This is a genomic window from Arthrobacter sp. Ms25 (genome assembly GCF_059090365.1).
The window spans coordinates 296,703-322,095 of sequence record NZ_JBNHFP010000003.1 but is presented as its reverse complement, the minus strand read 5'-3'; the positions used below and the strand labels follow the sequence as shown (position 1 = coordinate 322,095).

Below are 25,393 nucleotides of genomic sequence, written 5' to 3'. Positions count from 1 at the left end.
GCCCTGTCCCTCGTCTTTTCGCTGCTCTGCACCTGGAACACCGGCAGGAACGCTAGCCGGCAGCAGGGGCCGGAACCGCATACGCTGCACGGGTCCAGAGGTGGAACAAGGCATAGGAGCGCCAGGGACGCCACGGCTGGGAGAGCTGCGCCGCCTCTCGGCCCGTGCCCACGCCCAGGGCCCTTTTGAGCACCAGGTCGTCCGCCGGGTAGGCGTCACGGTCCCCCAGCACCCGCACGGCCAGGTAATCCGCCGTCCACGGCCCGATGCCGGGCAGGGCCAGCAGGCCCGCGCGCACGGCTGCCGGCTCCGTCCCGGGGCGCAGAGCCAGGCCGGCTGCGACGGCTTCCGCCAGCGCCGAGAGGGTCCGGGCACGGGCATGGGTGATCCGGACCGCGGACTGGATGGCGGCGGGCGGCACGGCGGCGAGCCGCTCGGCCGTCGGAAAGGCGGACAACCCGTCCGGGCCCGGTTCCCCGAAGGCCGCAACCAGCCGGGCGCCGAACGTCCGGGCAGCCGCCAGGGATACTTGCTGACCGAGGACGGTCTGGACCCCGGTTTCAAAACCGTCCGTGGTGCCCGGCACCCGGAGGCCGGGATGCCGGTTCACCAGGGGTTCCAGCAGGTCGAAGCGGGACAGGAACGGGTCCACCACCTCCGGATCGGCGTCCAGGTCCAGCCAGGCCCGGACCGCCGCTACCAGTGCGCCTTCTTCGGCGGCGGGCAGCACGGGCAGGTCAAGCATGACCCCGGCTTCCCCCAGGGACACGGCCACGGCCACCGGTGCGGACGGTCCCCGGAGGAGCCGTTCCACCCGGGCGCCGTCGTCGGTCCGGGTAACGCGCTCCAGGCCGGGCACGGCGTGCGCGGCCAGCGCACTGGCAAGCGGTTCCCAGGCGAAGGGGCCGCGATGCGGCAGCCGGCGCACCCGCCTGCCGGCCGCAGGAGCGGTCACGACAGCCCGGTCATGCGCAGGGTGATGTTGATCCGCCCGGCGGGCAGGCCGGAGGACGGATCAGCGGTGCCGGCCAGCGTCCGCGGAACCCCGTGGAAGGCGAACCGGGAAGGGCCGCCGAACACGAACAGGTCACCGGATTCCAGCTCCAGATCGGTGTAGGGCCGGGTCCGCGTCTCGGTGTTGCCGAACCGGAAAACGCAGGTGTCCCCGATGCTGATGGAGACCACCGGGGCGCTGGACTTTTCGTCCTTGTCCTGGTGCATACCCATGTGGGCACCCTCGGCGTAGTAGTTGATCAGCGCCGTGTCGGGGGTGTAGTTTTCCGGCCGGTAGTCCTCGCGGGCATAGCTGCCGTCCGGCTGGCGGTAGGCCTCGCGGAGCGCGTCGCGGCCCAGCTCGACCAGCCAGTCCGGGACTTCGGCTACGCGGCCGCCGCCGACGTCGTCGGCCGTCCGCGTGTACTTGTAGGGCTGCCAGTGCCAGCCCAGGCACACGGTCTGCACGGACATGGTGTGTCCTCCGGGGAGGACGGCGGCGCGCATGGGCACCGGGCCGATGGCCCACTGCCGGCACGCCTGGACGATCTGCTGCTGCCGCTCCGGCGGCAGCCAGCCGGGCACGTGGACGGCGCCGACGGCGGGTTCGGATCGGTCGCGGGGAAACAGGGAGTTGCTCATGCAGCGGCTTCCAGGTCGAGGAGGATTTTCTTGGCGGCAGGGCCGCCGCGGTAGCCGCCGGTGGTTCCGTCGGAACGCAGGACGCGGTGGCAGGGGATCACCAGGGGCAGTGGGTTGCGACCGCAGGCGGTGCCCACTGCCCGGACGGCACCGGGGTTGCCGGTCAGGACGGCGATGCCGGCGTAGGTGGCAGTGTGCCCATAGCCGATCTGCTGCAGTGCCTGGACCACGGTGCGCCGGTACCCGGCGGTGAGCCGCAGGTCCAGGTCCAGGTCGAACCTGCGCCGGGCGCCGTCGAAGTACTCGCGGAGCTGGGCGGCGGGCCGGGCAAGGCGATCCGGGGCTTCGAGGATCCGCGGACTGATCCGGGCGCCGAGGTCCGCCAGCACGGCGTCCACACCCTCGCATTCGAAGGCGACCCGGACCAGGCCGGCGTCGGTCGCGGCAAGGATGAGCCGTCCCACGGGGCTATCGATGACCGTGTAGGCAACGTCCAGCAGGCCGGCCGAACCGGCCTCTGCGGCCAGGCGGGAGTGCAGGGCGGCGAGGACTGCGCCTTCGCCGGGATCGGGGTCCAGGAAGCCGGCGCCGGCCAGTCCGGTGCCGGAGCTCTCAAAGGATGCCATGGCGGTCCTCCTCGTACAGGGTGCGTAGTTTCTTGATCCCGTCCGCTGCGGAGCGGCGGCACGCTGCTTCGCTGCCCCCGAGCAGCCGGGCGACTTCGGCATACGGCAGGCCGGCGAGGTGGTGGTAGGCCAGCGCCTCCCGCTGGCGTACCGGCAGGGTCTTCAGTGCCGACCACAGTCCGTCCGTGTCTGCCGGCGCGGCCCGCGTCGGTTCGGGGACATCGTCCACCGGCACCGGGTTGCGGGCTGCGGAGCGGTGCTGGTCCACTGCCTTCCGTTTGGCGATGGTCACCAGCCAGGCCTGGACATTCGCGCCGTCGGGCAGGTCCGGGTAGGCGCCCAGGGCAGCGAGGAACGTTTCCGACCAGGCGTCTTCAGCCTCATCCGGGCCCAGGACGGCGCGGCAGACGCGCAGCACGGCGGGGCCGTGCTCGCGGACAATCTGCTCAAAGGGTTTCACTTCCACATACGGTAGACGTTTTCCGGCGCCGGTTTGTGAGCCGCGGCAACGGAAAAGTTTCATCCCCTCGACGGCGGTGGCTAGACTTCCCTCTACGTTGCATCGATCAAAGGAGATCACCCCCATGCATAACCTCGCCGGCATCCTGACCGACACGGTGGCACGCTTTCCGGAGCGGACAGCACTCAAACTCGATGACACCGTAGTTACCTATGCGGCCCTGGACGCCATGAGTGCCAAGGTGGCCGGCCTGCTGGCCACCCGCGGGGTGCAGGCCGGAGACCGCGTGGCACTGGTGATGCCGAACATCCCGCAGATGGCGTTCCTGTACTTCGGCGCGCTGCGCCACGGCGCCGTCGTCGTTCCCATGAACCCCCTGCTGAAGGCCCGCGAGGTGGCCTACCACCTGCAGGACTCGGGCGCCCGGATCGCCTTCGCCTGGGAGGGCGTGGCCGCCGAAGTCGCCGCCGGGGCGGAAGAAGCGGGCGGGGTCGAGGTGGTCTCCGTGGACTCGGGGGCGTTCCTGCAGCTGCTGGCCGGTGCGGACAGCCGCACCGACGTTGCCGAAGTGGATGACCAGGACACCGCAGTGATCCTCTACACCTCCGGCACCACGGGCCGGCCCAAGGGCGCTGCGCTCACGCACCGGAACCTGCTCACCAACGCCTATGTGGCGCAGTCGCTGCTGAAGACCGTGGAGACCGACGTCCACTTCGGCGGGCTGCCCTTCTTCCATGTCTTCGGCCAGACCGCGGCCCTGAACTCCTCCGTCCTTTCGGGTGCGTCCATCAGCCTGCTGCCGCGGTTTGATGCGGGCAAGGCCCTGGAAATCATCGAGCGCGACGGCGTCACCATCTTCGAGGGCGTTCCCACCATGTACGTGGGCATGCTGCGCCATCCTGCCGTCAAGAGCACCGATCTGTCCTCCCTGCGCGGAGCGATCACCGGCGGTTCGGCCATGCCGCTGGAAGTCCTGCACGAGTTCGAGGACGTCTTCGGCATCGAACTCCTGGAGGGCTACGGGCTTTCGGAAACCTCGCCGATTGTCTCCTTCAACGTGCCCGGCGGGAACCGCCGCGCCGGATCTATCGGCAAGCCCGTGGCCGGGACCGAGGTCCGCATGCTCGACCCGGACGGCAATGACGTTCCGACCGGCGAGGTCGGTGAACTGTCCGTCCGCGGCGACGGTGTCATGAAGGGCTACTGGAAGAACGACGACGCCACCGCGGCAGCCATCCCCGACGGCTGGTTCCGGACCGGGGACCTCGCCCGGTTCGACGAGGAGGGCAACATCTACATCGTGGACCGGAAGAAGGACATCATCCTGCGCGGCGGTTACAACGTCTATCCGCGCGAAATCGAAGAGGTGCTGTACGAGCACCCGGCCGTGGCGGAAGCCGCCGTCATCGGCATTCCCGACCCGCTGCACGGCGAGGAAATCGCCGCGGTGGTCGGACTCCGCGAGGGTACGGCACCTGCCGACGACGCAGCACGGGACGCGCTGATTGCGGACATCCAGCAGTTCACCAAGGACCGGCTGGCGGCGTATAAGTATCCGCGGCGCATCGAGCTCACCGACGCGCTGCCCAAGGGCCCCACGGGCAAGATCCTGAAGCGGGAAATCAAGGTTTCCACGCCCCTGGCGGCGGACTCGTCCGGGGCTTAGGTGCGCCGGGCACCTCGGCGTAAGGCCCCTGCGGGGCCGTGAAGTGTGCGGCCCCCGCAGGGGGTCGCGCCGTCGGTAGTTAGGCGTAGGGTTCGACGTCGGCCGCTGCCTCGCCGGGGAGTCCTGCCGGTTCATCGGAGCGGACCAGCACGACGCCGGCCACGATCAGGCACCCGCCCGCTAACTGGACGGTGCGCGGCAGCTCGGAGAGCAGCAGCCACGCCCACAGCACGGCGAACAGCACCTCGGTCAGGGACACGAACGAGGCGACCCGGGAGCCGAGGGAACGGGCGGCGATGATGCCCGTGACATAGGCCAGTACCGTCGACAACAGCACCAGCCCCGTCAGCGGGACCCACCATGCGGTCTGCCACCCTGCCAGGTCCACCTCCGTGGTGCTGAAATCCAGGGACAGGATGCCGGTGAAGCCCAGCACCGCCATGGTGGCGCCGCCCACGAACATACCTCCCGTTGCGAGCACCAGCGGCGGGAGGGAATCGTTCTGCTTCGCAGTGATGAAGAAATAGCTGGCCAGGCAGACCGCTGCGGCAAGCCCCCAAAGGACTCCCACCGGATCAATGCGTGTGCTGCCGCCCAGGTCCAGGACCAGCACCAGCCCTGCCACGGCGGCCAGTGCGCCTAGGACCGTGCGCATGCCGGGGCGGCGGCGGGTCGCCGCCCAAATCCACAGCACCATGAGCACCGGGGCCAGGAACTCCAGCAGCAGGGCCACGCCCACGGACAGGCGTTCCACCGCGTTGAAGTAGAAGAACTGGCACCCGGCCACCCCGACGAAACCGAACAGCACGATGGTGCGCCAGTTACTCCGGACCTGGCCCCAACGTCCGCGCAGGACGAGTGCAGTAGGAACCGCCAGCACGAGTGCTGCTCCGAGCATCCGGGCGGCAACGGCACCGGTAGGGCTCCAGCCGGTTTCCAGCAGCGATTTCGCAAAGGAACCGGAGAGCCCAAACACTGCGGACGATGCCAGCGCCACAAAGATCCCAGGGGCCCCCGGACGCAGAGCTGCACGGCTGCCTTGTGTCCGCACCCGTGCCATGGATCTCCCTGGGGTCTACGCCGGCCCGTGACTCGGCAGTCCGGGGATTACGACGGCGACGCTACCCCGGCTGACTGGGCGTTTCAATAAGCTCTTCGTACAGACAATTCACCCCTTGTCATTCCGGAAGGCACGAACTATTCTCGGCGGTGTCTGCGACGGGAGCCTTTGGCCGTTGCAGGTATTGCTTGTGTTGGCGCAGATTCAATGCGCACACCACATACGACTTCAGCAGGTTCAGTCTCGTACCCTCCGCATTCTCGAGTTGCCGCAATTACCAGCAGGGAAGCGCCGGAGGTCGACGTTTTTATGGGGGAAAATTTCATGCAGGAACATTCACGCACTATTTCGGCACGGGTGGGCGCAGTAAGCGCCGTAGCTCTTTTGGCAGTCAGCGGCGCATTGATTGCCGGCCCCGCGATGGCTGTTGAGGCGGATCCCACAGCTGATCCCACGGTCTCCCCGTCACCCACCGAGACGTCGGAACCGACGGAGACCTCCGTCCCGACACCGGAACCCAGCGGCACCGCAACGCCGACGCCGGAACCCACGGGCACGGCCACGCCGACGCCGGAACCCACCGGCACCGCCACGCCGACGCCGGAACCCACGGGCACGGCCACGCCGACACCCTCCGCTCCCGCGACGCCGCCTTCGGTGACATTGGAAGCCCCGACGTTCACCAATCTGGTGGACGGCTCCGTCATTAAGACCAACCAGATCATCTCGGGCAAGGCACCGGGGGCAACCTCAGTGGAACTGACGGCCAACGGCGCGGTGCAGTCCGTTCCGGTCACCGAAGACGGCTCCTGGGAGATCGGCGGACCCACGTTTGTACCGGAGGGAGGCAAGCTGAGCATTTCCGCCGTCGCCGTCAACGGCGAGAACAGGTCCGATGCTGCCACCCTGGAGCTGACCGTCGAGAATGCCGCTCTGCCTGCTCCCAGCATCGCCGCCGAAGGCCGCATCGTGGAACCTTTCCAGGCCGTCAGCGGTAACGGCGTCCCGGGCACCACCGTAACCGTCACAGTCGCCGGCGACGGGGCCGGCGAGACAGTGGTCGTCACCGCAGAGACCGGAGATATGGGCATCTGGGAGGCAGCCCTCCCGGCGCCGCTGGGCTACGGACGCTATGAACTGAGCGCCATACAGGCACTCGAGGGCAAGGAAACCTCCCCGGCCGGCACGAGCTCCATCACGGTCGTCCCCGCTGCTCCCGTAGTCACCTCACCGGCCAATGGGTCTGAGATTCCGGTCAATAAGCTTCCGGCCGCCATCACGGGTACCGCTGCACCCGGTGCCGAGGTTGAGCTTGTTGTCGACTACGACATCGACGGCGGCGCGGACGTGACGGAACTGCCCATCCAGGAAACCTTCGCTGATGCCAGCGGCAACTGGTCAGTTCCGATGAATGCCGTGGGCGAGGGAGCCCACAACATTGTTGCCGTTCAAGGCATTGAGGGACAGGTTTCTGAATTCTCCGAAACCACCTTCACTGTCACCGCAGCTGTGGTTGAGCCCCCGGTCACGGTCAACCCTGTACCGGCCGGCAACCCGGGAACGGGCGGCACCCCGGGAACGGGCGGCGGACTGCCCGACACAGGCGCTGCGAACCTGGGTCTGCTGGCTGGAGGCGGAGCAGCCCTGCTCACCGCCGGCGGTGCGGCCCTGCTGTTCAACCGCCGCCGCAATATGGCCTCCGAGTCCTAGGAATCCCTAAGCGGTAACGCGGCGGTCCCCGGCAATAGCCGGGGACCGCTTCTCTTTTAAAACCCAGTTTCGTGGAACTCCTGCGCCGGTAGTCCGGCAAACAAAGCGCTTCAACAGCACCCTTGCCATACCTGGAGATGACCGCTATTCTCGGGCGTGTCCATGATCTTGGCCACACAGTAATGTGTTTTCACTCGCTTTACTTCAGTAAGTGATTTCCCGCAGAACTGGCCAATATCTCGCACACTCAGTTTCAGTCTCATTACCTCCGCAGTCTCCAGGCGCCTCATGTGCGCCTGCATGGAAATGCCGGAGGCCGATGCCTTATGGGGGAAAAATTTCATGCAGGAAAGTCCACGCCCGATCTACGCACGGGTAGGCGCCCTTAGCGCCGCGGCCCTCCTGGCGGTGAGCGGCGCCTTCATTGCCGGTCCGGCCATGGCCGATACCGGCGATGCTCCGCAGTTGGCCACCACCGAAACCCCTGCAGATGCACCCCTGCAGGGCTCCGAAGCTCCGGCCGAGGGCACCGGTGAACTTGCTCCCGGTCTCGCGGAAGCACTAGAGCGGGACCTCGGCATGACTGTCGAGGAGTTCGTGGCTGCCGGCGAGCTCGGCAAGAAGGCCTCGGATGCCCTCGAGCAGCTGAAGGCCACCGAAGGCTTCGTTGGCATCGAACTCCTCGAAGGCGGCCTGGTGATTACCGGCAGCGGCGAGGAACTGGAAAAGCTAGCCGTTGAACTCGACGCCACTGTTGTTGCGCCCTCCGGTCCCGTCGAGGAGACACCAACCGAGACTCCCACTGAGACGCCCGAAGCCAGCGAGACTGCGGCCCCGGAGCCCACTAAGGCCGAAGCCCCGGAGACCAAGCCCGTTGCGGACGAAGAAACTGAAGCTCCCGCCGAAGCCAAGCAGGCCTCGGATCTCCGTAGCCTCCTAGCGGAATACGCCGCTGCCACGGGCAGTGCAGATCAGCTCCACTCCGTCAGCGGCAGTGCAGCCGAAGGGTTTGTCCTCAAGGTCGCAGCTCCTGCTGAGCCATTGGATGCGCCGATGGCTGCCCGCAGCACGTCTGCACCGATGACGCCGCAGGAATTCGATGCGCTGTACTCGAACGTCACCCTCACCTTCGACCATTTGCCCGCGATGAAGCTTCAGGACATCGCCAACGGCTCCGGCTACCTCTTCGAGGTGGGTGCAGATCTCGCCGCCTGCTCCATTGGCTTCAGCGCACACAATGCCGACGGGGACGATGCCGTTATCACTGCCGGGCACTGCCCGGAGGGATCCACGTCCCCCGTAACTGTCCTTGAACACTATGACTATGCCCTGGGCCTCTTTGGCGCCTACACCTTCAACGGCACCGAGGATAACCCCAGCACGGATATCGCCGTCATCGACGACATCAACCCCGAGCTGGACCTGCTGCCGGAAACGCTGCAGTGGAAGAGCGCCGATGACCTTTCCGCCACCACGGTAAACGTCACCGGATCCACTTCCCCCGTTGAGGGCGCACCCATCTGCAAGTCCGGACGCACCTCCTTCTGGAGCTGCGGCACCATCACGGATAATGACATCCTCGTCAACGTCGACCAGGGAACGTGGGTTGAATCGTTTGCAGCAGATCTGAAAGCCGAGCAGGGCGACTCCGGCGGATCGATGATCTCCGGCAACCTGGCTGTGGGCGTTGTCAGCTCCGGTGTACTGGGTTCCAATATCGTCTACGGTGCCGATCTCGATCGCGCCATGGCCGCGATCCCCGGTTACAGCATCGCCATTCACCTTGATGCCCCGTCGCTGACCAGCCCGGAGAACGAGGGCACGGTTGAAACCGATGCCGCCATCACCGGCACCGGTCCCGCCGGCAGCACCGTCAACGTGACCATCGACGGGGAAGACGCCAAGGCAGAGACCGCTCCCGACGGCACCTGGACGGTGAAGGCACCGACCCTGGTTCCGGAAGACAAGACGATCGAGATCACCGCGCAGGCCGTCAACGGCTTCAACAAGTCCGCGGTCAGCGAATTCGAACTGACGGTCAAGGAAGCTCCCCTGCCGGCGCCGGTCTTCACGACCCCTGCCACGGTGCTGCATTCCATCGAGACCATTGAAGGAACCGGCGTAGCCGGCGCTACCGTGGTTTTGAACGTGCCGGGCGACGCCGAGGAAGAAGACGTAGCTGCGGCTGAAGTCCTCGACACTCAGGTCGACGACGAGGGCAACTGGTCCGTAACCCTCGAGGAGCCGCTGACGTACGGCGTCTACGAACTGTCTGCCACTCAGGGCAGCCTTGCAGGCAAGGAAGACTCGGGGGAAACCACGCTGAACCTCACGGTCGCACCCGATGCACCCGTGATCACCTCCCCCACTGACGGCCAGGAGTTCGTGGAAGGTTCCCTCCCCAAGGAAATCACCGGTACCGGCACCGCCGGCTTCAGCGTGACCGTTGAGATCGATGACAACGCCCTCGAGGCCGTCGTCGTCGACGAAGACGGCACCTGGTCCGTCCCGATGAGCGACCTGAACGCAGGCGGTCACGGAATCCGGGCCGTTCAGATCGTCAATAGCGCTCCGTCAGCCGACGCGTTCGCCAGCATCATGGTCACGGAAGCTCCGGTTGTCGTAGATCCCGCACCGGCAGCCAACCCCGGACCGGGTGCAGGCAACGGCGGCGGCAACGGCGATCTGCCGGACACCGGCGCCGCCAACCTCGGCCTGCTGGCCGGTGGCGGAGCAGGCCTGCTCGCCGCCGGTGCTGCAGCACTGCTATACAACAAGCGCCGCCGGGTTTCCGTGGACGCCTAACCGGCTGACAGCACCAGCGGTAGACAACTGAAGCGGGTCCCTGCCAACGGCCGGGACCCGCTTCGGCTTAAGCTACAGTTCCGCACAGGAGGAATCATGATCCGGAACCGGACCCAGTACCCGCTCCACCTGCCTTCCACCCGTGCCCTGGCCGGGGCTGCCCTGGCGGCCGCGGTCGCCGCGGGCGCGATCAGCGGCTGCGCCGCGCAAACCGGAGGGCCGGCCACCCCGTCGGATTCCCCGTCTGCTGCGTCCTCCGGGACTGCTGCCCCGGCCGGACCCGGCACGCTCACCCCACCCATACCCGGATCGGACGCAACTATGGCAACGGATGAACCCGCCGCCCACCTCCTGGTACTGCATGCTCAACTCAAAAACGAACTGGGTTCCGAATACGCCGACGCCTGGATTGACGGCGGCGTCCTTCATGTCGCAGTAACAGCCTCGTCTGCCGAGGCCAAGGTGCGTAACGCCGGTGCGGAGCCCGTCCTCGTGGCGTTCAACGCTGACGAACTGCAGCAGGCCCGGAATCAGGTGCAGGCCTGGCTTGCGGACAAACCCGTTCCGGACCTGGAAGTGCACTCGATCAGCACCAGCGGACGCACCGGCACGGTGCTCGTCAAGGTCCCCAAGGAGCAGGTGGCTGCACTGCAGGCAGCAGCCGACGAGCAGTCGCCGGCCGGCAACATCCCGGTGATTGTGGAGGAATCCGTGGGAATAGCAACCCCGCTGTCCACAAACTAGGGACAAGCCCGGCAGAACCGGCAGCGGGACTACGTGCAGGCCTAGGGTGGATGGGTCAAGCAGGCGGCGCCTCCCTCCCACCTGCCTGGATCTTTGCCATGGAGCAACACCTGCTCGCCCTTGTCAGCCGCCGCACCGCCTGGATTGCCCTCGCCGCCTGCGCGGCGTTCTGGCTGGCCCTCGGCCTCGGGGTCTTGGAAGCACCGATGGGCACCCCGCCTACCCTGATGTTCCTCTGGATGTACTGCAGTCTCATGATCGCCTTGGGAAGCGCCCTGGTGGCTGTGGCCGCCGTCGCCGCGCTGGTCCTGAAGCGTTCCGCTGGCGGTGCGGCAGCCGGAACCGGTCCCGCCGTGAGGGAGGACGCGAGCCGTTCGCGGCGCTTATACCTTCTGCTCCGCCGAGAGCTCAAGAAGCAGTAACAAAACAGGTGGTCCCGCCTATTGATAACCCGTGACTGCTCTGGTGTTCTGATCAGCAGGTCCAGCAGCGGGCCGTACCTGCTGCTGAAAACCCCGGCTGCTCATGAGCGCTTTCTCCAGTGTTCCGTCCTCCCTGCTTCCGTTCGAACAAGCCCGCCAGGCACGCGGTGACCTGCAGCAGGCACTGCACAACGAACTGGTCCTCCGCTACCGGGACATTGCGGAAAGCGCGGCCGCCGCCTACACCGGGAAGGGACGGGAACTGGCGGACCTGCGCCAAGTCGCCTACATGGGACTCATCAAGGCGGTCCGCCGCTTTGATCCGGCGGTCGGCCCGCACTTTCCGGCCTTCGCGGTTCCGACCATTCACGGAGAACTCAAACGCTACCTCCGGGACCACTCCTGGGTGGTCCGGCCGCCGCGGCAGCTCCAGGACCTGCGTACCTCCATTGCCAGGCTGCAGCCGGAACTTCTGCAGACGCTGGGACGGGAGCCGTCGCTCCGGGAATTGTCCCAGGCTTTGGGTGCCGCCACGAAAGCCGTCTCGGAAGCCTTGAACTGCCAGAGCAGCCTTCGCCCCGAATCACTGGAAGCCCTGGCGGACACCGGCGGCGCTGAACAATGGGCAGTGGCCGACGGACGGCTGGAACGTGCCGAGAACCTTGCCATGCTCCGGCGCGCGGTGCGGAACCTGACCGATCAGGACAAGGAGCTGCTGTTCCTGCGGTATTTCCACGAGGAATCCCAGCAGGCCATCGGAGATCGGCTTGGCCTCACGCAGATGCAGGTCTCCCGCAGGCTGGCGCGGATTCTGGTGCGGCTTCAGCACGAGCTGCTGGGCGCGCCCGCCTCACCCAGCCAAACGGCCTCCCCCGCGGCCAGGGAGAGCGCAAGCGCCTGACCCGGCTGCTAGAGCGCGTCCAGCTTTTCCACTGCGGCCAGGACGTCCTCCACGGTGACGGCCAGCAGTGCCGGATCAGGATCCGGCGCGAAAGTCTCCCCGCGGCGCCGGGTGTCGTCGGTCAGGGCAATGTGCGGCCCAGGCGGCGGCCCCCATTCGCTGACCGGCGCGGGGCCGAAGAGGACCACTGACGGGCGGGCGTAGGCAGAGGCGAGATGGGCGGCACCGGTATCGGCGGAAATCACCAGCCGGGCCCGGGCGATGACGGCGGCAAATTCCTCCAACCGGAGTTCACCGGCCACAACGTGCTCCGGCGCCAGCCCGGCGGCGTCGGCCACCGCGAGCGCCCGGTGCCGCTCGGAGCCGCTGCCGGTAAAGAGGATCGGGGCGCCGGCGGCACCCAGTTCACGGGCGACGGCGGCGAACCGTGCCGCGGGCCACAGCCGGCTGCCGTAGGCCGCCCCGACGTGGATCACCACCGCTTCCGGTGCCGCCGATACCGCCGCCGGCGGGTCCAAACGGTAATCCAGCGGATCCGCGGGGATGCCGTGCCAGGACAGCAGGTCCGCCCACCGCTCACGTTCATGCACGCCGTCCTTCCACGGCGGTCCATCCCAGCCGGGTCCGGCATGCCCGATCCTGCGGGAGGGCTGTACCGCCTCAAGCCTGCTGCAGCTCTCCGGGCCGCTGCCGTGGAGGTTTACGGCAATTTCCACCCGCCCGGGTTCGAGGGGAATCGGCACATCCAGGCCGTGCAGGGGAAGCAGGTCATCCACCGCCCCGGTCAGCGGCAGGACGGGTCGCAGCCAGTCCTGCGCCGCATAGCGGATGCGGTGCCCGGGAAAGGCCCGCCGCAGGGCCTTCAGGGCCGGAACTGCCACCAGGAGATCCCCGAGTTTCAAGGCCCGGAGCACCAGCAGTTCGGGACGGTCGGCCTGCTGGGGCATGATCGCGGTGTCCTTCCGGTGGGGTAGCTGCTGCGCGGAACGTGCACATCCTGCCAGAACCCTGTGCTGCTGGGTACGGGTGGGACACGGGTGCACCGTGGCCAGGAAGTGACCGGCGGGATGTTTGGATTTCCTTCCAGCGGGGAACAGAAGCGGTATGGAGTCCTACCCGCCGCCGCGTGCCGTCCTGTTTGACCGGGACGGCACGCTGATTGTCGACGTGCCCTACAACGCGGATCCCGCGCGGGTGCGGCCCATGCCGGGCGCCTCCGAGGTTCTGGTCCGGCTGCGGCGTGCCGGCGTGCCCGTCGGGGTGGTCACCAACCAGTCCGGCATCGGCCGGGGGATGCTGTCCGCAGAAGAGGTGGCGGGAGTCAATGCCGCCGTCGAAGCCCTGCTGGGGCCGTTCGATGTCTGGGAAATCTGCCCGCATGCCCCGGATGACGGCTGCACCTGCCGCAAGCCGATGCCCGGCATGGTGCTTCGGGCCAGCCGCCGTCTGGGGCTCGAGCCGGCGGAAGTGGCCGTCGTCGGCGACATCGGGGCCGACGTCGAGGCCGCGGCAGCCGCCGGTGCACGGGGCGTGCTGGTTCCCACCCCCGTCACCCGCGCCGAGGAAACCGCCGCGGCGCCGCTCGTGGCCGGCGACCTCACCGAAGCCGTGGCGTTGCTGTGGGGCAGCCGATGAGCCGGCGGGTCCTGGTGGCCCGGCTCGACGGCGCCGGTGACGTGCTGCTCGCGGGCCCGGCTATCCGGGCCGTGGCGGCCGCACCGGGAGTGGAAGCGGTACTGCTGTGCGGTCCGCAGGGGGCGCCGGCCGGACGGCTGCTGCCCGGCGTCACCCAGGTGCTGGAGTGGTCCTGCCCCTGGATCCTGAACCCCGCTCCGGAACCCTCCACGGACCTGTTTGAGGCGCTGGCGTCAATGGTCCGCTCCGCCGGAGCCGACGAAGCGGTGATCCTCACGTCGTTCCACCAGTCCCCGCTGCCCCTGGCACTGCTGCTCCGCGAAGCGGGAATACGTGTCATTACCGCCGCGTCCACGGATTACGCCGGAGCGTTGCTGACGACCCGGCTCAAACCCGGGGAGGACTTCCCCGAAGACCAGCCCGAAGCGGAGCGAGCGCTGCGGATCGCCGCCGCGGCAGGTTACCGGCTGCCCGCCGGCGACGACGGCCGCCTGCGGCTGGGCCCGCTGCCGGACGTCTCGCATCTGGTGGGCTCCGGGCCCTACGTCGTGATGCATCCAGGCGCTGCCGTGCCGGCCCGGGCCTGGCCGCCGCTGCACCATGCCGCCGCCGTCGAATTGCTTACCGCTGCCGGTTTCCGTGTGGTGGTCACCGGCGGCCCGGGCGAAAAGGAGCTGACGGCCACCGTTGCGGCGGTGGCCGGACTCGACCTGGGCGGACGCACCGATCTGGCCGCGCTGGCGGCAGTGGTGGCCGGAGCGGACGCGGTGGTGGCGGGAAACACCGGACCGGCCCATCTTGCGGCGGCCGCAGGCACCCCGGTGGTCAGTCTCTTCGCACCGGTGGTCCCCGCCGTCCGGTGGGCCCCCTACCGGGTGCCGCTGGAACTCCTCGGCGACCAGCACGCCGCCTGCAGCGGAACCCGTGCCCGGACCTGCCCGGTGCCCGGTCACCCCTGCCTGTCCGGGGTTTCCCCCGAGCAGGTGGTGGAGGCCGTCCAGCGCCTGGTCACCGGGGTGCCGTCGCTGCAGACCCACCGTGAAATGAGGCACCGATGAAGATTCTGCTGTGGCACGTGCACGGCGGCTGGATGGAGGCCTTTGTCCGCGGCGCGCACGAGTACCTGCTCCCGGCAACGCCCGCCCGGGACGGGTGGGGGCTGGGACGCGGCGGCCGGCCCTGGCCCCGGTCCGCTGTGGAAGTAGCCCCGGAAGAGCTCCGGACGCAGCAGATCGACGTTGTGGTGCTGCAGCGGGTCGAAGAAATCGAGGCCTGCACCCGCCTGCTCGGACGGCGGCCCGGCCGGGACGTTCCGGCCGTGTTCCTGGAACACAACACGCCGCGCGGCAGTGTGCCCGAGACGCGGCATCCGCTCGCCGGCCAAACGGCAATCCCGATCGTGCACGTCACGCAGTTCAACCGCCTGTTCTGGGACAACGGCAAGGCCCGGGCCAGGGTGATCGACCACGGCATTCCCGATCCCGGCTACCTCTATACGGGGGAACGCCCGCACCTGGGCGTGGTGGTGAATGAACCGGTGCGGCGGGGCCGGGTAGCGGGGACCGACCTGCTTCCCGCCTTCGCCCGGACCGCTCCGCTGGAAGTCTTCGGCCTGGGCACCAAGCGGCTGCCGGCGTTGTTGGGCACGGACCGGCTGCTGGTCCGCGGCGACCTTCCTGTAGCCCGGCTGCACCGTGAGCTGGCCGGTTGCCGGGCCTATCTGCACCCCATGCGGTGGACGTCGCTGGGCCTGTCCCTGCTCGAAGCCATGCATCTGGGCCTGCCGGTGCTGGCCCTTGGAACGACCGAGGCCGCGCGGGCAGTTCCGCCGGAGGCCGGGGTGGTAAGCAACGATCCCGACGAGCTGCGCCGCGGAGCTCGCACGTTCCTGGCGGATCCGGCGCTGGCGCGGGCCTGCGGCCGGGCCGCCCGGCAGGCTGCGCTGGCCCGGTACGGGCTGGACCGGTTCCTGGCCGACTGGGACGGACTCTTCGCGGAGCTGCTATCAGAAAAGGCTTCCGGCACATCGACGGCGGCAGGACCCGTACCGGCACCGACAGGAGGGGGACAACAGTGAAAATCTCAATGGTGTCCGAACATGCAAGTCCGCTGGCCGCGCTGGGCGGGGTGGATGCCGGCGGCCAGAACGTGCACGTGGCCGCGCTCTCCGTGGCACTGGCTGCCCGGGGACACACCGTGCAGGTCTACACCCGGCGGGATGATCCCGGGCAGCCGGACCGGGTGCAGGTGCAGGACGGACTGGAAGTGGTGCATGTGCCCGCCGGCCCCGCCCTGCCGCTGCCCAAGGATGACCTGCTGCCGTATATGGGGCAGCTGGCCTCCGGGATCCTCCGCGACTGGGGAACCGAACCGCCCGACGTCGTGCATTCACACTTCTGGATGTCCGGCCTCGCAGCGCTGGAGGCGGCCGGAAAGGTACCGGACGGCGGCGTGCCGGTGATCCACACCTTCCATGCCCTGGGCACCGTGAAGAAACGGCATCAGGGCAGCGACGACACCTCGCCGCCGGAGCGGACCTGGCTGGAACCCTCCGTGGGGCGGCGCGCGGACCGGGTGCTGGCCACCTGTTCGGATGAAGTCTTTGAACTCAAGGCCATCGGCGTGCCCGGCAACCGGATCTCCATTGCCCCCTGCGGCGTCGACCTGTCCCTCTTCTCGCCCCAGGGACCGGCGGAACCGCGCGGACGGCGGCACCGGATTGCCGCCGTCGGCCGACTGGTCCCGCGCAAGGGCGTGGACCTGGCCATCCGCGCCCTGGCGTTGCTGCGGGATGAGGGACTGGAAGACGTGGAACTGTTGATTGTCGGCGGCTCCAGCGACAGAGCGGGGCTGGAATCGGACCCGGAGGCCCGCCGGCTGCTGTCCCTCGCCCGGTCCCTCGGCGTGGCGGACCGCGTACTGCTCCGGGGGCAGGTGCCTCGTGAGCAGATGCCCGCGGTGCTGCGCAGTGCCGACGCGGTGGTGTGTGCGCCCTGGTACGAGCCGTTCGGCATCGTCCCGCTGGAGGCCATGGCCTGCGCGGTGCCGGTGGTGGCCTCCGCCGTCGGCGGCCTGATCGACACCGTGGTCCATGGCAAGACCGGGCTGCATGTGCCGCCGCGGGACCCGGCAGCCCTGGCCGAGGCGCTCTCGGAATTACTGCAGAATCCCCGCTACGCACGGCGGCTCGGGACGTCGGGCAGCCAGCGTGCCTCCGCCCGGTACTCCTGGGACCGGGTGGCACTGGACACGGAGAAGGCCTATCAGCTGGCGCTCGGGGTCGCGGCCCGGCCCGGCCGGCTGCAGCCGCTGGGAGGGAAGGCACTGTGAGCATCGAATCATCAACCACGGCAGCACCGGCGGTTCCCGGTGCGGGGCCGGAGCAGGCGGTGCTGGACCATCTGGCGAACGCACAGCCCGCCTTGCTGTCCGTCCAGCGTCAGGCCGCCCACCTGACGGACTGGGGTATTGAGCTGGCCGGCCGCCTGCTGGCCGGGCACCGGCTGCTGACCGCGGGAAACGGCGGGTCGGCTGCCGAAGCACAGCATCTGAGTGCGGAACTGGTGGGACGGTTTGCCGGCGAGCGCCGTCCGTTTTCCGCCATCGCCCTGCACGCGGAAACCTCCGCAGTGACGGCCATCGCCAATGATTACGGCTTCGAACAGCTTTTCGCCCGCCAGGTGCTGGGGCACGGCCGGCCCGGAGACGTCCTCATCCTGTTCTCCACCAGCGGTGCGAGCCCCAACCTGCTGGCCGCCGTGCAGGCCGCGCACCGTGTGGGACTGCGGACCTGGGCGCTCACCGGTCCCGCCCCGAATCCGCTCACCGCAGCCTGCGAGGACTTTATTGCCGTCGACGCACCGGCGGCGAACGCCCAGGAAGCCCATCTGGTTGCCCTGCATGCGCTCTGCCGGTCCTTTGACGCCGAAATCGAACGGCGCAACAGTGCAGGAGGAACACCGTGAAGACGATCGTAGTGGTGGGGGACGTGCTGCTGGACACCGACATCACCGGCTCGGCGCAGCGGCTCTCCCCCGACGCGCCCGTCCCGGTGGTGGAAGTGGACGACGTCGGCCGCCGGGCCGGCGGGGCGGGACTGGTCGCGCGGATGCTGGAGCGGGACGGCCGGCAGGTCCATCTGGTGACGGTGTTGCCCGACGACGACGCCTCCGGACTGCTGCGCTCCGCCTTGGCGGGCATCCCGCTGACCTGCGGCCCGTCGGACGCCCCCACCCCGGTCAAGACCCGGGTCCGGGCCGGAACGCATGCCGTGGTCCGCTTCGACTCCGGCTGCTCCCCCGCCCCGGTGCCCGAGGTCACCGCACAGATGCTGTCCGCCGTGGCGGCCGCCGATGCGGTGGTGGTCGCCGACTACGGCCGCGGGCTCACCGCAAATCCTGCCCTGCGGGACCTGCTGGAGGCCCTCGCCGGACGCATCCCCGTGGTCTGGGACCCGCATCCGGCCGGAGCTGACCCGGTACCCGGCGTCGCGGCCGTCACCCCCAACCTGACCGAAGCCCTGCACGCCGCCGGGCAGGCGCCGGACGGGATTCCGGCGGCACTGCGGGCAGCCGAACAGCTGCTTACCCGCTGGCAGAGCCGGTCGGTGGTCATCACCATGGGGGCACACGGGGCGCTGGCCCTCCCGGCGGAAGGCCTGGCGCAGGTCCTTCCTGCCCCGAAAATCTCCGCCGATGACCCGTGCGGGGCCGGGGACCGTTTTGCTGCTTCCCTCACCGCCCGGCTGCTCGACGGCGCCGGCCTGGAAGCCGCCGCGGAAGGCGCGGTACAGGCTGCCGCCGCCTTCCTGGCTGCCGGCGGCGTGGCCGGCCTTGAAACCGGAGAACTCCTGCGCATGCCGGGTCCCGAAGCCCCGGACCCCATGGCCACGGCGGAACGGATCCGCGAACGCGGCGGAACCGTGGTGGCCACCGGCGGATGCTTCGACCTGCTCCATGCCGGTCATGCCCGGACCCTGCTGGCAGCCCGCAACCTGGGCGACTGCCTGATTGTCTGCCTCAATTCCGATGAATCCGTGCGCCGGCTCAAAGGCGAGGCGCGCCCGATTATCGGCGCTGCGGACCGGGCCGAACTGCTGCAGTCCCTGGAGTGCGTGGACGGGGTGCTGGTCTTCGAGGAGGACACCCCCGCGGCGGTGCTCGAACGCCTGCGGCCCGACATCTGGGTCAAGGGCGGGGACTACCGCGAAGACCAGCTCCCGGAGGCGGCGCTCATTCGCTCCTGGGGCGGGGAAACCGTCACCGTCCCGTTCCACCCGGCCCGGTCCACCACGGCCCTGGCCTCCGCGCTGGCGAAGGTCGGCTGAGCACAATCCGCCCTTGGACACCATCCCCGAGCAGCAAAGGAAGAACACCGTGAACAGCACACCCCAACAGCAGCAGCCCGGCCGGGTCCTGGTGACCGGCGGCAACTCCGGTCTGGGCGCAGCCGTCGTCTCGGCCGTCACCGCCGCGGGCGGCACCGCCGTCGTCCTGGACCGCGACATCAGCGGCGTGGCCGGAGCGAAAGCCTTCCAGACGGATGTTGCCGACCGTGCCGCCGTGGAGGCGGCGGTGAGCCAGGCCGCGGCCGACCTCGGCGGCCTGGACGCCGTGGTGACCGCCGCCGGCATCGACCGCTGCGGGCGGCTGGAGGACGTGGCGGCGGAGGAATGGGAGAAGGTCATCGGCGTGAACCTGCTGGGCACCGTGTCCGTGGTCCGCGCGGCGCTGCCGCATCTGCAGCGCAGCCACGGCCGGGTGGTGACCGTCGCATCCTCGCTGGGCCTCAAGGCCGTGGCCGATGCGACGGCGTACTGTGCCTCGAAGTTCGGCGTGATCGGGTTCAGCCGGGCGCTGGCGGCCGAGACCCGCGGCCAGGTGGGGGTCACGACCATGATTCCGGCCGGGATGAAGACCCGCTTCTTCGACGACCGCACCGAACAGTACCGCCCGCAGGATGATTCGCGCCTGAACGATCCGGAGAATGTGGCCGCGGCGATCCTCTTTGCACTGGGCCAGCCGAAGGGCAGCGAAGTACGGGAACTGGTCATCTGCCATGAGGAGGAGGAATCCTGGCCGTGACCGGCACCGGGGCCCAGGCGGCAAGCCCGGGCCCCGCGACCGCGCCTCCGCTCAGGCAGCCGCTGGAGCGGCAACGGCTTTGGGCTGCCGCGTCTTGGCACCGAACAGGGCCAGCGCCAGGACACCCACCATCCAGGTTCCGGCAATGAAAATGAACACGCTTTCATAGCCGCTCCTGTTGTACAGGGCAGCAATGATCAACGGACCCGCGGCGTTGGACAGCCGGCCGAATCCGTAGGAAACGCCGGTGCCGAGCGAACGGCCCCGGGTGTCGAACAGTTCCGGCGAGTAGGCGTAGGCCAGGGCCGTGTAGCCGCGCTCAAACATGTTGACAAGGAAGCCGAAAACGACAATCAGGATCGGGTTGAACGTCAGGCCGTACATCAGGCCGCACCCGGCAATCAGCGTTCCGAAGACGGCGAGGCACCACTTGCGTTCAAACCGGTCCGTGACCAGGGAGGCAACGAAGGAGCCCAGCGGTGCGCCCACGGTGGTCAGGGCTACGTAGAAGATGGAGCTTTGCACGCTGAACCCCTCCTGGGAGAGCAGCGTAGGGGCCCAGCTTGAGTAGCCGAAGAAACCGATGGTCTGCGTCACCCAGACAACGGTCAGCAGGATGGTGGGGCGAAGGTACTTTTTCTGCAGCAGCAGGGTCAGCGGCGCCTTGGGCTGCGGGGCGACGACGACGGGGTCGGCAGGGATTGGCAGGCTGCCCTTTTCCGCGGTAACGCCGGCCTCGATGCTTTGCAGCACCGCTTCGGCTTCGTCGTAGCGGCCCTTGCTCTCGTACCAGCGCGGGGATTCCTTGAGGTGCCGGGCGAAGAGGATGAAGAAGATGCCCAGCGCTCCCCACAGGTACACGAGCCGCCACGACCAGTCCGCCATGGGCACCACCCAGGCTGCAATCAGATTGGTGACCGGGGTTCCGCAGATGCCGATGACGAGCGCGTAGGCCTGGTACTTCCCCCGGACCGCTGCGGGAAAAATCTCATTCACATAGACGACGGCGACAACGGTCATAGCTGACAGGCCCGCCGAGGTCAGGACCCGGAGAACGCCCAGGGAGACAATGTCCCAGGCAAACGCCGTCGCAAACGAAAAGAACGCGAACCACAGCGTGGTGGCGGTCAAGGCGTTTTTCCGCCCCCAGCGGTCGGCGATACCGCTGGCCACGATCGAGCCGAAAAACATTCCGACGAAGGAGAGCGAGGTGACATAGGCGATCTGGTTGACGGTGACCCCCCACAGCTCCACGAGTTTAGGCGCGGTGGTGGCAAAGGAGTTGATGTCCGCAAACTCGAAGAAGTAGGCGAAGGACACGGCCACGAGGGTGACTTTGTGGAACCGGGAAATAGGCAGCCGGTCAAGACGGTTTGCTGCGTTGGAATGCCGCACTTGGTGCACCTTTTCGAAAGTTGGAGGGGTACGGATCAGGCGTCTTCGCCTGGCCAGTACAGGGACATCGGATTCGCCACGAGAAGTTTCTGCTGTTGCTCGGCCGTCACGGCAACCCGGGGGATGTAGTCAACGAGCAGCCCGTCGTCGGGCATGTGGCCCGTCAGGTTCGGGTGCGGCCAGTCGCTGCCCCAAAGCACGCGGTCCGGGAACTCCTCGACCACCCGCCGGCCGAAGGGAACCGCGTCCGCGTAGGGACGCTGTTCACCGTCAAGGGCCGGCGGGCCGGACAGGCTCAACCGTTCGGGGCAGCTGACCTTCACCCATGCCTCATGCCGCTCCACGAAGCGCAGGAACCGGGAGAATTCCGGTCCTCCCACGGGTTGGGAGACGTCCGGCCTGCCCAGGTGGTCAATCACCAGCGGCGTGGGCAGGGAGGCGAAAAAACCCTCCAACTCCGCAAGTTCCGTGCCTTCAAAGTAAATGACTACATGCCAACCCAGCGGCGCGATTTTGTCGGCGATGGTTTTCAGGTCATCCTGCGGGGCCGCACTGACCAGCCGTTTCAGAAAGTTAAACCGCACCCCCCGCACGCCGGCTCGGTGCAGCCGGCGGAGTTCGGCCTCGGACACGTCCGGGCGGACGGTGGCGATACCGCGGGCCGTCCCTCCGGATGCCTGGACGGCGTCGACCATTGCACTGTTGTCCGCGCCGTGGCAGGTGGCCTGCACAATCACGCTGCGGCTGGCGCCCAGGTGGTCCCGCAGGGCGAACAACTGCTCCTTGCCCGCGTCACAGGGGGTGTACTTCCGCTCAGGGGCATACGGAAACTCGCTGCCCGGCCCGAACACGTGGCAGTGCGCGTCCACCGTGCCGGACGGGAGCCTAAAGCGCGGAACAGAAGGGGCCGGATTCCAATCCAGCCACCCGGATGTTTTTACGAATTCCTGGACCATCATCCTCCGTCTGTAACGCGGGTCACATGAGCCGCTTTCAGAACAGAGTAGTTGTTGACGAGATTGTTGACAATACCGCCAACTTTTTTAATGTTGCTGACTCGAGCCGTGCTGGCGAACTCCGCCACTGAAACCGCTTATGCTCGCGGGGAATAACAGTTCATTACATGTTTCGGGGGGCTGCGTGACCGTTGACCAGGCTGTTTTCATTGGCGGACGGTCCGGGGTGGGGAAAACTAGCACAGCAATGGCATTGCATTCCCTGCTGTCCGGGCGCAGAATCCGGCACTGCGTTATCGAGGGCGACAATCTGGACCTGGCGTATCCCGAACCATGGGAACACGGATTGGCGGCACGGAATCTGCGCGCCATGTGGGCAAACTACCGAGAGCTCGGATATCACCGGCTGATCTACACCAACACCGTCAGCGTTCTGGAAATGGATGCCCTGGCGGCCGCCATGGGGATTGTCCCGCAGGTTCGCGGCATCCTGCTCACCGCCACAGACGAACACGCGTTGGAGCGGCTCTCCCGGCGGGAACGCGGAGCGGAACTGGAGCGGCATGCCGCCCGAAGCAACGCAGTGGCGAAAACCCTTGCCACGCAGGCACCGTCGCACGTTCTGATGCTGGAAACCGACAATAAGACGGTCGAGCAGGTTGCCGGCGAAATACTGGCCTACCTGGGCTGGTGATCCGGATGCGGCAGGACGACGTCGTCTGCGGCACCGTCGTCGTCCCGCTCCCCGGGCTCCCAGCGCAGCAGGTCACCGGGCTGGCACTCCAACACCTCGCATAAGGCGGCGAGCGTGGTGAACCGCACCGCCTTTGCCCGGCCGTTCTTCAGCACCGCCAGGTTCGCCGGGGTGATGCCGATCCGCTCGGCCAGCACGCCCACAGGCATTTTCCGCTTCGCCAGCATCACGTCAATGTCCACGATGATGGGCATCAGATGACACCGCCCAGTTCGCTACGGAGCCGGGCCGCCTCGGCAGCCGTGGCGACGGCGGAGGCCAGCAGGGCACGCATCACCACGATCAACAGGGCGCCGGCGGCAACGGTGACGCCCATGCCGCCGATCAGCAGGACGACGCCGGGGGCCACGCCCTCACCCGGCGCCAGGACGGCCCCCAGCGCAAAGAGGAGCAGGGCCGCAGCAATAACGGCACCGATGATCACATCCACGAAGCGGAAGGCAGCCGACGAGAACACCGTCCCCCGGCGCACCATGGTTAACAGCCGCCAGACACAGACCAGGCAGACCTGGAAGGCCAGGATACCCAGCACCACGATCAGCAGCACCGGCACCCGGACCGCTTCGGCCCCGGCCTCGCCCAGGTCCACGCCGAACAACGGCACCATCACCGCCTGGACAAAGACGGTGCCCAGCAGAACCAGCACCAGGACTATGCGCAGTGCAAGGATCGTTGCTTTTCCCATCACGCTCTCCCTACGGGAAGCACTTCATCGATTGAGGAACAACCAATACTTATCGACAATCGAGAGATCCCGCAAGGGGTCGGGGAAACATAGGCCCGGACCTCCCACGGACCGGGGCTGGAGTGGCGGAAGTGGCCCCACCCGCAACATCGGCACCATTACGTGGGACTCTCCGCAGGGAGGCCGGGAAGGGCACCCCTAAGGGGCCGCATCCACCACCCTAGTGGTGATTGCCGTCCACCCGGTGGCGGTCCCGGCCGGGTAAACATTCCCATCCTCCAGCACCACGCTGCGCTCACCGATCATCAGCCCAGTGTCCGGGTCGATGATGATCTCTTCCCGGAATCCCCGCTCGGGTGAGCCGATTCCCAGCGAAATGCCGGAACGCCCGTCGAGCGCCGCTTCCCGGTCAATAAGGGTGACCCCGGGGATCAGTGCGGCCGCCTTGTACAGCGCGGCACGCAGGTCCGCCGGGATGGCGCCGGTCCGCAGGGTTTCGGCAATCCTGGCAAACGCTTCCTCGTCCGGGGTCTGGCCCCCGCCCGCATTCCCTTCATAAAGCAGGTCCAGCAATTTCCGGGGGTCCCGGGGAGCACCATCCACCGCTTCCTGCAACGGCATGTCATTGAGGACGCGCTGCGCCGATCCGCCGAACTCCCCTCGCGGGGCGCGCGTCACGTCAACACTGTCGGATTTCCCCGCTCCAACGCGTTCGGCCTCCTGCCTGGACCCTTCATCGAAGAACTGCTCCGGTTTGGACGGTTCACGGATCCACACCCATTCCCCGGTCCGGTCCGCGGGGATGTACACCTGGTGGTCCCGGCGGGTCAGCCACGAGAACTCCTGCCCCTCCGGCGTGACAGTGGAGGTGGTGCCCACCATGTTGGTGTCAACCAGCAGGTACTGGCCGGGTCTCAGCACGGGGTCGGAGCTAGTAATGGTGGCCGCTGCGGCCTCAGTGAGCACCTCGGCCGCCTCCGCCGTCGCACCCGGGCGCTCATCGGAGCGGACAACATCCACCGCCACCAGCGCGGCAATCAGCGCTGCTGCCGCGGAGACAGCAAGAGCGGTGCGGCGCCAGGGCCGGCGGGGGTGCAGGACCGGTGCCGGCTCCCGCGCGGCTTCTTCCTCGGCAACTCTTTGCATCAGATTCTCCCGGCCTGCGGCGAGGACGTCCGGTGGCACGGTTCCGGTGGTATTACGCGTGGCGCGGAGCAGGTGCAGTTCGTCCATGATCACTGTCCATTTCGTCGAAAAGAGCAAAGCCGAGATCCGTCCGGAGTTTTCTCCTGGCACGGTTAATGCGGGAGCGGACGGTGCCGAGGGGTACGCCCGTGGCAGTGGCGATTCCGTCATAGGTCAGGTCCGCCCAGGCATAGAGCAGGATGGCTTCCCGGTCTATCGGAGCCAGTGCCGCCAGCGCGGCACCGATCCGGGAGCTGTCGCCGTCGGCGTCGACCTGCGCGTCCACCGCGTCCAGCCCGTCGGGGGCATGGCCGCGGCCGCCGTTCCGGGCCAAGGCCCGCAGCATCCGCGCTTCCGCCCGGTGATGCCGGCGCAGCAGGTTGGTGGCAATGCCGAAAAGCCAGGGCCGCACGGCTTCTGCGGACCCGGCAAACACCGCCCGCCGTTCAAAGGCAATCAAGAAGGTTTCCGCCATAACGTCCTCGGCGGCGAAGTCACCGGCACGGCGGGCCGCGTACCGGTAGATGTCCGGTGCGTGCCGGTCATAGAGTTCCCCGAATATGGCGGGGACGCTGCGCGAGCCCTCCACAATCTCTTTGTCTGTGTTCACAGCCTGTAATGCCCGCTCACCTTCAAAGGTTCACGGTTCCCCCGGTTTTCTTTTCTGTTTT

General features: G+C 67.9%; 26 protein-coding genes. 14 read left to right on the top strand and 12 right to left on the bottom strand.

The annotated features are described in order from the left end of the window. Positions 1 to 52: 52 nt before the first annotated feature. From AC5RT8_RS09680 to AC5RT8_RS09665, 4 genes are read right to left on the bottom strand one after another with little or no spacing between them, the layout of a single operon-like run. Positions 53 to 955, bottom strand: a complete 903-nt coding sequence (locus AC5RT8_RS09680) for a DNA-3-methyladenine glycosylase family protein (protein WP_494095490.1) — start codon at positions 953 to 955, stop codon at positions 53 to 55. Then, complete coding sequence (locus AC5RT8_RS09675; RefSeq protein ID WP_494095489.1) at positions 952 to 1,635, bottom strand: alpha-ketoglutarate-dependent dioxygenase AlkB family protein; 684 nt, start codon at positions 1,633 to 1,635, stop codon at positions 952 to 954. Before AC5RT8_RS09675 ends, AC5RT8_RS09680 begins: the two co-directional genes overlap by 4 nt. Next, a complete protein-coding gene (locus tag AC5RT8_RS09670) occupies positions 1,632 to 2,261 on the bottom strand; it encodes a methylated-DNA--[protein]-cysteine S-methyltransferase (RefSeq protein WP_494095488.1) in 630 nt (209 codons plus the stop codon). Before AC5RT8_RS09670 ends, AC5RT8_RS09675 begins: the two co-directional genes overlap by 4 nt. Beyond that, positions 2,248 to 2,721, bottom strand: coding sequence for an RNA polymerase sigma factor (locus tag AC5RT8_RS09665; protein WP_494095487.1), 474 nt, complete (start codon positions 2,719 to 2,721; stop codon positions 2,248 to 2,250). The genes AC5RT8_RS09670 and AC5RT8_RS09665 overlap by 14 nt, the downstream gene beginning before the upstream one ends. A gap of 124 nt (positions 2,722 to 2,845) precedes the next feature. Between AC5RT8_RS09665 and AC5RT8_RS09660 the strand changes: the two genes are divergently transcribed. Beyond that, on the top strand, positions 2,846 to 4,387 hold the full coding sequence (locus AC5RT8_RS09660; protein ID WP_494095486.1) for a long-chain-fatty-acid--CoA ligase: 1,542 nt from the start codon (positions 2,846 to 2,848) through the stop codon (positions 4,385 to 4,387). A gap of 79 nt (positions 4,388 to 4,466) precedes the next feature. On the opposite strand, the gene AC5RT8_RS09655 is transcribed toward AC5RT8_RS09660, so the two are convergent. Beyond that, complete coding sequence (locus AC5RT8_RS09655) at positions 4,467 to 5,447, bottom strand: EamA family transporter (protein WP_494095485.1); 981 nt, start codon at positions 5,445 to 5,447, stop codon at positions 4,467 to 4,469. 324 nt (positions 5,448 to 5,771) lie between these two features. On the opposite strand from AC5RT8_RS09655, the gene AC5RT8_RS09650 reads away from it, so the two are divergent. From AC5RT8_RS09650 to AC5RT8_RS09630, 5 genes are all read left to right on the top strand, one after another. Further along, a complete protein-coding gene (locus AC5RT8_RS09650) occupies positions 5,772 to 7,157 on the top strand; it encodes an LPXTG cell wall anchor domain-containing protein (protein ID WP_494095484.1) in 1,386 nt (461 codons plus the stop codon). A gap of 342 nt (positions 7,158 to 7,499) precedes the next feature. Then, a complete protein-coding gene (locus AC5RT8_RS09645) occupies positions 7,500 to 9,962 on the top strand; it encodes a trypsin-like serine protease (RefSeq protein ID WP_494095483.1) in 2,463 nt (820 codons plus the stop codon). A 96-nt stretch (positions 9,963 to 10,058) separates the two neighbouring features. Next, complete coding sequence (locus AC5RT8_RS09640) at positions 10,059 to 10,706, top strand: hypothetical protein (protein WP_494095482.1); 648 nt, start codon at positions 10,059 to 10,061, stop codon at positions 10,704 to 10,706. 98 nt (positions 10,707 to 10,804) lie between these two features. Further along, positions 10,805 to 11,128: a hypothetical protein gene (locus AC5RT8_RS09635; protein ID WP_494095481.1), complete on the top strand. Its 324-nt coding sequence runs from the start codon at positions 10,805 to 10,807 to the stop codon at positions 11,126 to 11,128. Positions 11,129 to 11,231: 103 nt separating this feature from the next. Continuing rightward, positions 11,232 to 12,029 (top strand): sigma-70 family RNA polymerase sigma factor, encoded by a 798-nt coding sequence (locus AC5RT8_RS09630; RefSeq protein WP_494095480.1) that lies wholly within the window; start codon positions 11,232 to 11,234, stop codon positions 12,027 to 12,029. 8 nt (positions 12,030 to 12,037) lie between these two features. On the opposite strand, the gene AC5RT8_RS09625 is transcribed toward AC5RT8_RS09630, so the two are convergent. Next, positions 12,038 to 12,976: a glycosyltransferase family 9 protein gene (locus AC5RT8_RS09625; protein ID WP_494095479.1), complete on the bottom strand. Its 939-nt coding sequence runs from the start codon at positions 12,974 to 12,976 to the stop codon at positions 12,038 to 12,040. 157 nt (positions 12,977 to 13,133) lie between these two features. Here AC5RT8_RS09625 and AC5RT8_RS09620 point away from each other — a divergent pair, with 157 nt between their 5' ends. The 7 genes from AC5RT8_RS09620 to AC5RT8_RS09590 are packed head-to-tail and all read left to right on the top strand — an operon-like array spanning position 13,134 to position 19,747. After that, positions 13,134 to 13,664, top strand: a complete 531-nt coding sequence (locus AC5RT8_RS09620; protein WP_494095478.1) for a D-glycero-alpha-D-manno-heptose-1,7-bisphosphate 7-phosphatase — start codon at positions 13,134 to 13,136, stop codon at positions 13,662 to 13,664. Then, on the top strand, positions 13,661 to 14,722 hold the full coding sequence (locus tag AC5RT8_RS09615) for a glycosyltransferase family 9 protein (protein WP_494095477.1): 1,062 nt from the start codon (positions 13,661 to 13,663) through the stop codon (positions 14,720 to 14,722). The genes AC5RT8_RS09620 and AC5RT8_RS09615 overlap by 4 nt, the downstream gene beginning before the upstream one ends. Beyond that, positions 14,719 to 15,741, top strand: a complete 1,023-nt coding sequence (locus AC5RT8_RS09610; RefSeq protein WP_494095476.1) for a glycosyltransferase — start codon at positions 14,719 to 14,721, stop codon at positions 15,739 to 15,741. The genes AC5RT8_RS09615 and AC5RT8_RS09610 overlap by 4 nt, the downstream gene beginning before the upstream one ends. Further along, positions 15,738 to 16,994: a glycosyltransferase gene (locus AC5RT8_RS09605; protein ID WP_494095475.1), complete on the top strand. Its 1,257-nt coding sequence runs from the start codon at positions 15,738 to 15,740 to the stop codon at positions 16,992 to 16,994. Before AC5RT8_RS09610 ends, AC5RT8_RS09605 begins: the two co-directional genes overlap by 4 nt. Positions 16,995 to 16,996: 2 nt before the next feature. After that, positions 16,997 to 17,629 (top strand): D-sedoheptulose-7-phosphate isomerase, encoded by a 633-nt coding sequence (locus AC5RT8_RS09600; protein WP_494095850.1) that lies wholly within the window; start codon positions 16,997 to 16,999, stop codon positions 17,627 to 17,629. Continuing rightward, positions 17,626 to 18,990: a D-glycero-beta-D-manno-heptose 1-phosphate adenylyltransferase gene (rfaE2, locus tag AC5RT8_RS09595; RefSeq protein WP_494095474.1), complete on the top strand. Its 1,365-nt coding sequence runs from the start codon at positions 17,626 to 17,628 to the stop codon at positions 18,988 to 18,990. The genes AC5RT8_RS09600 and rfaE2 overlap by 4 nt, the downstream gene beginning before the upstream one ends. Before the next feature lie 49 nt (positions 18,991 to 19,039). Next, entirely contained in the window at positions 19,040 to 19,747 is a 708-nt protein-coding gene (locus tag AC5RT8_RS09590) for an SDR family oxidoreductase (RefSeq protein WP_494095473.1), read from the top strand. 51 nt (positions 19,748 to 19,798) lie between these two features. Here the strand turns inward: AC5RT8_RS09590 and AC5RT8_RS09585 are convergent, their stop codons facing one another. Both AC5RT8_RS09585 and AC5RT8_RS09580 read right to left on the bottom strand, forming a co-directional pair. Next, complete coding sequence (locus AC5RT8_RS09585) at positions 19,799 to 21,142, bottom strand: MFS transporter (RefSeq protein ID WP_494095472.1); 1,344 nt, start codon at positions 21,140 to 21,142, stop codon at positions 19,799 to 19,801. A gap of 35 nt (positions 21,143 to 21,177) precedes the next feature. Then, entirely contained in the window at positions 21,178 to 22,101 is a 924-nt protein-coding gene (locus AC5RT8_RS09580; RefSeq protein ID WP_494095471.1) for an amidohydrolase family protein, read from the bottom strand. Between the two features lie 244 nt (positions 22,102 to 22,345). Here AC5RT8_RS09580 and AC5RT8_RS09575 point away from each other — a divergent pair, with 244 nt between their 5' ends. Then, positions 22,346 to 22,792: an ATPase gene (locus tag AC5RT8_RS09575; RefSeq protein ID WP_494095470.1), complete on the top strand. Its 447-nt coding sequence runs from the start codon at positions 22,346 to 22,348 to the stop codon at positions 22,790 to 22,792. On the opposite strand, the gene AC5RT8_RS09570 is transcribed toward AC5RT8_RS09575, so the two are convergent. The 4 genes from AC5RT8_RS09570 to AC5RT8_RS09555 form a co-directional block, all read right to left on the bottom strand. Next, entirely contained in the window at positions 22,777 to 23,046 is a 270-nt protein-coding gene (locus tag AC5RT8_RS09570) for a helix-turn-helix domain-containing protein (RefSeq protein WP_494095469.1), read from the bottom strand. The genes AC5RT8_RS09575 and AC5RT8_RS09570 overlap by 16 nt on opposite strands. Next, complete coding sequence (locus AC5RT8_RS09565; RefSeq protein WP_494095468.1) at positions 23,046 to 23,537, bottom strand: DUF2975 domain-containing protein; 492 nt, start codon at positions 23,535 to 23,537, stop codon at positions 23,046 to 23,048. Before AC5RT8_RS09565 ends, AC5RT8_RS09570 begins: the two co-directional genes overlap by 1 nt. Before the next feature lie 198 nt (positions 23,538 to 23,735). Further along, positions 23,736 to 24,770, bottom strand: a complete 1,035-nt coding sequence (locus AC5RT8_RS09560; protein WP_494095467.1) for a CU044_5270 family protein — start codon at positions 24,768 to 24,770, stop codon at positions 23,736 to 23,738. Next, positions 24,736 to 25,332 carry an RNA polymerase sigma factor gene (locus AC5RT8_RS09555; RefSeq protein WP_494095466.1) on the bottom strand — a complete coding sequence of 199 codons (597 nt, stop codon included), beginning with the start codon at positions 25,330 to 25,332 and terminating at the stop codon, positions 24,736 to 24,738. The genes AC5RT8_RS09560 and AC5RT8_RS09555 overlap by 35 nt, the downstream gene beginning before the upstream one ends. Between the last annotated feature and the right edge of the window lie 61 nt (positions 25,333 to 25,393).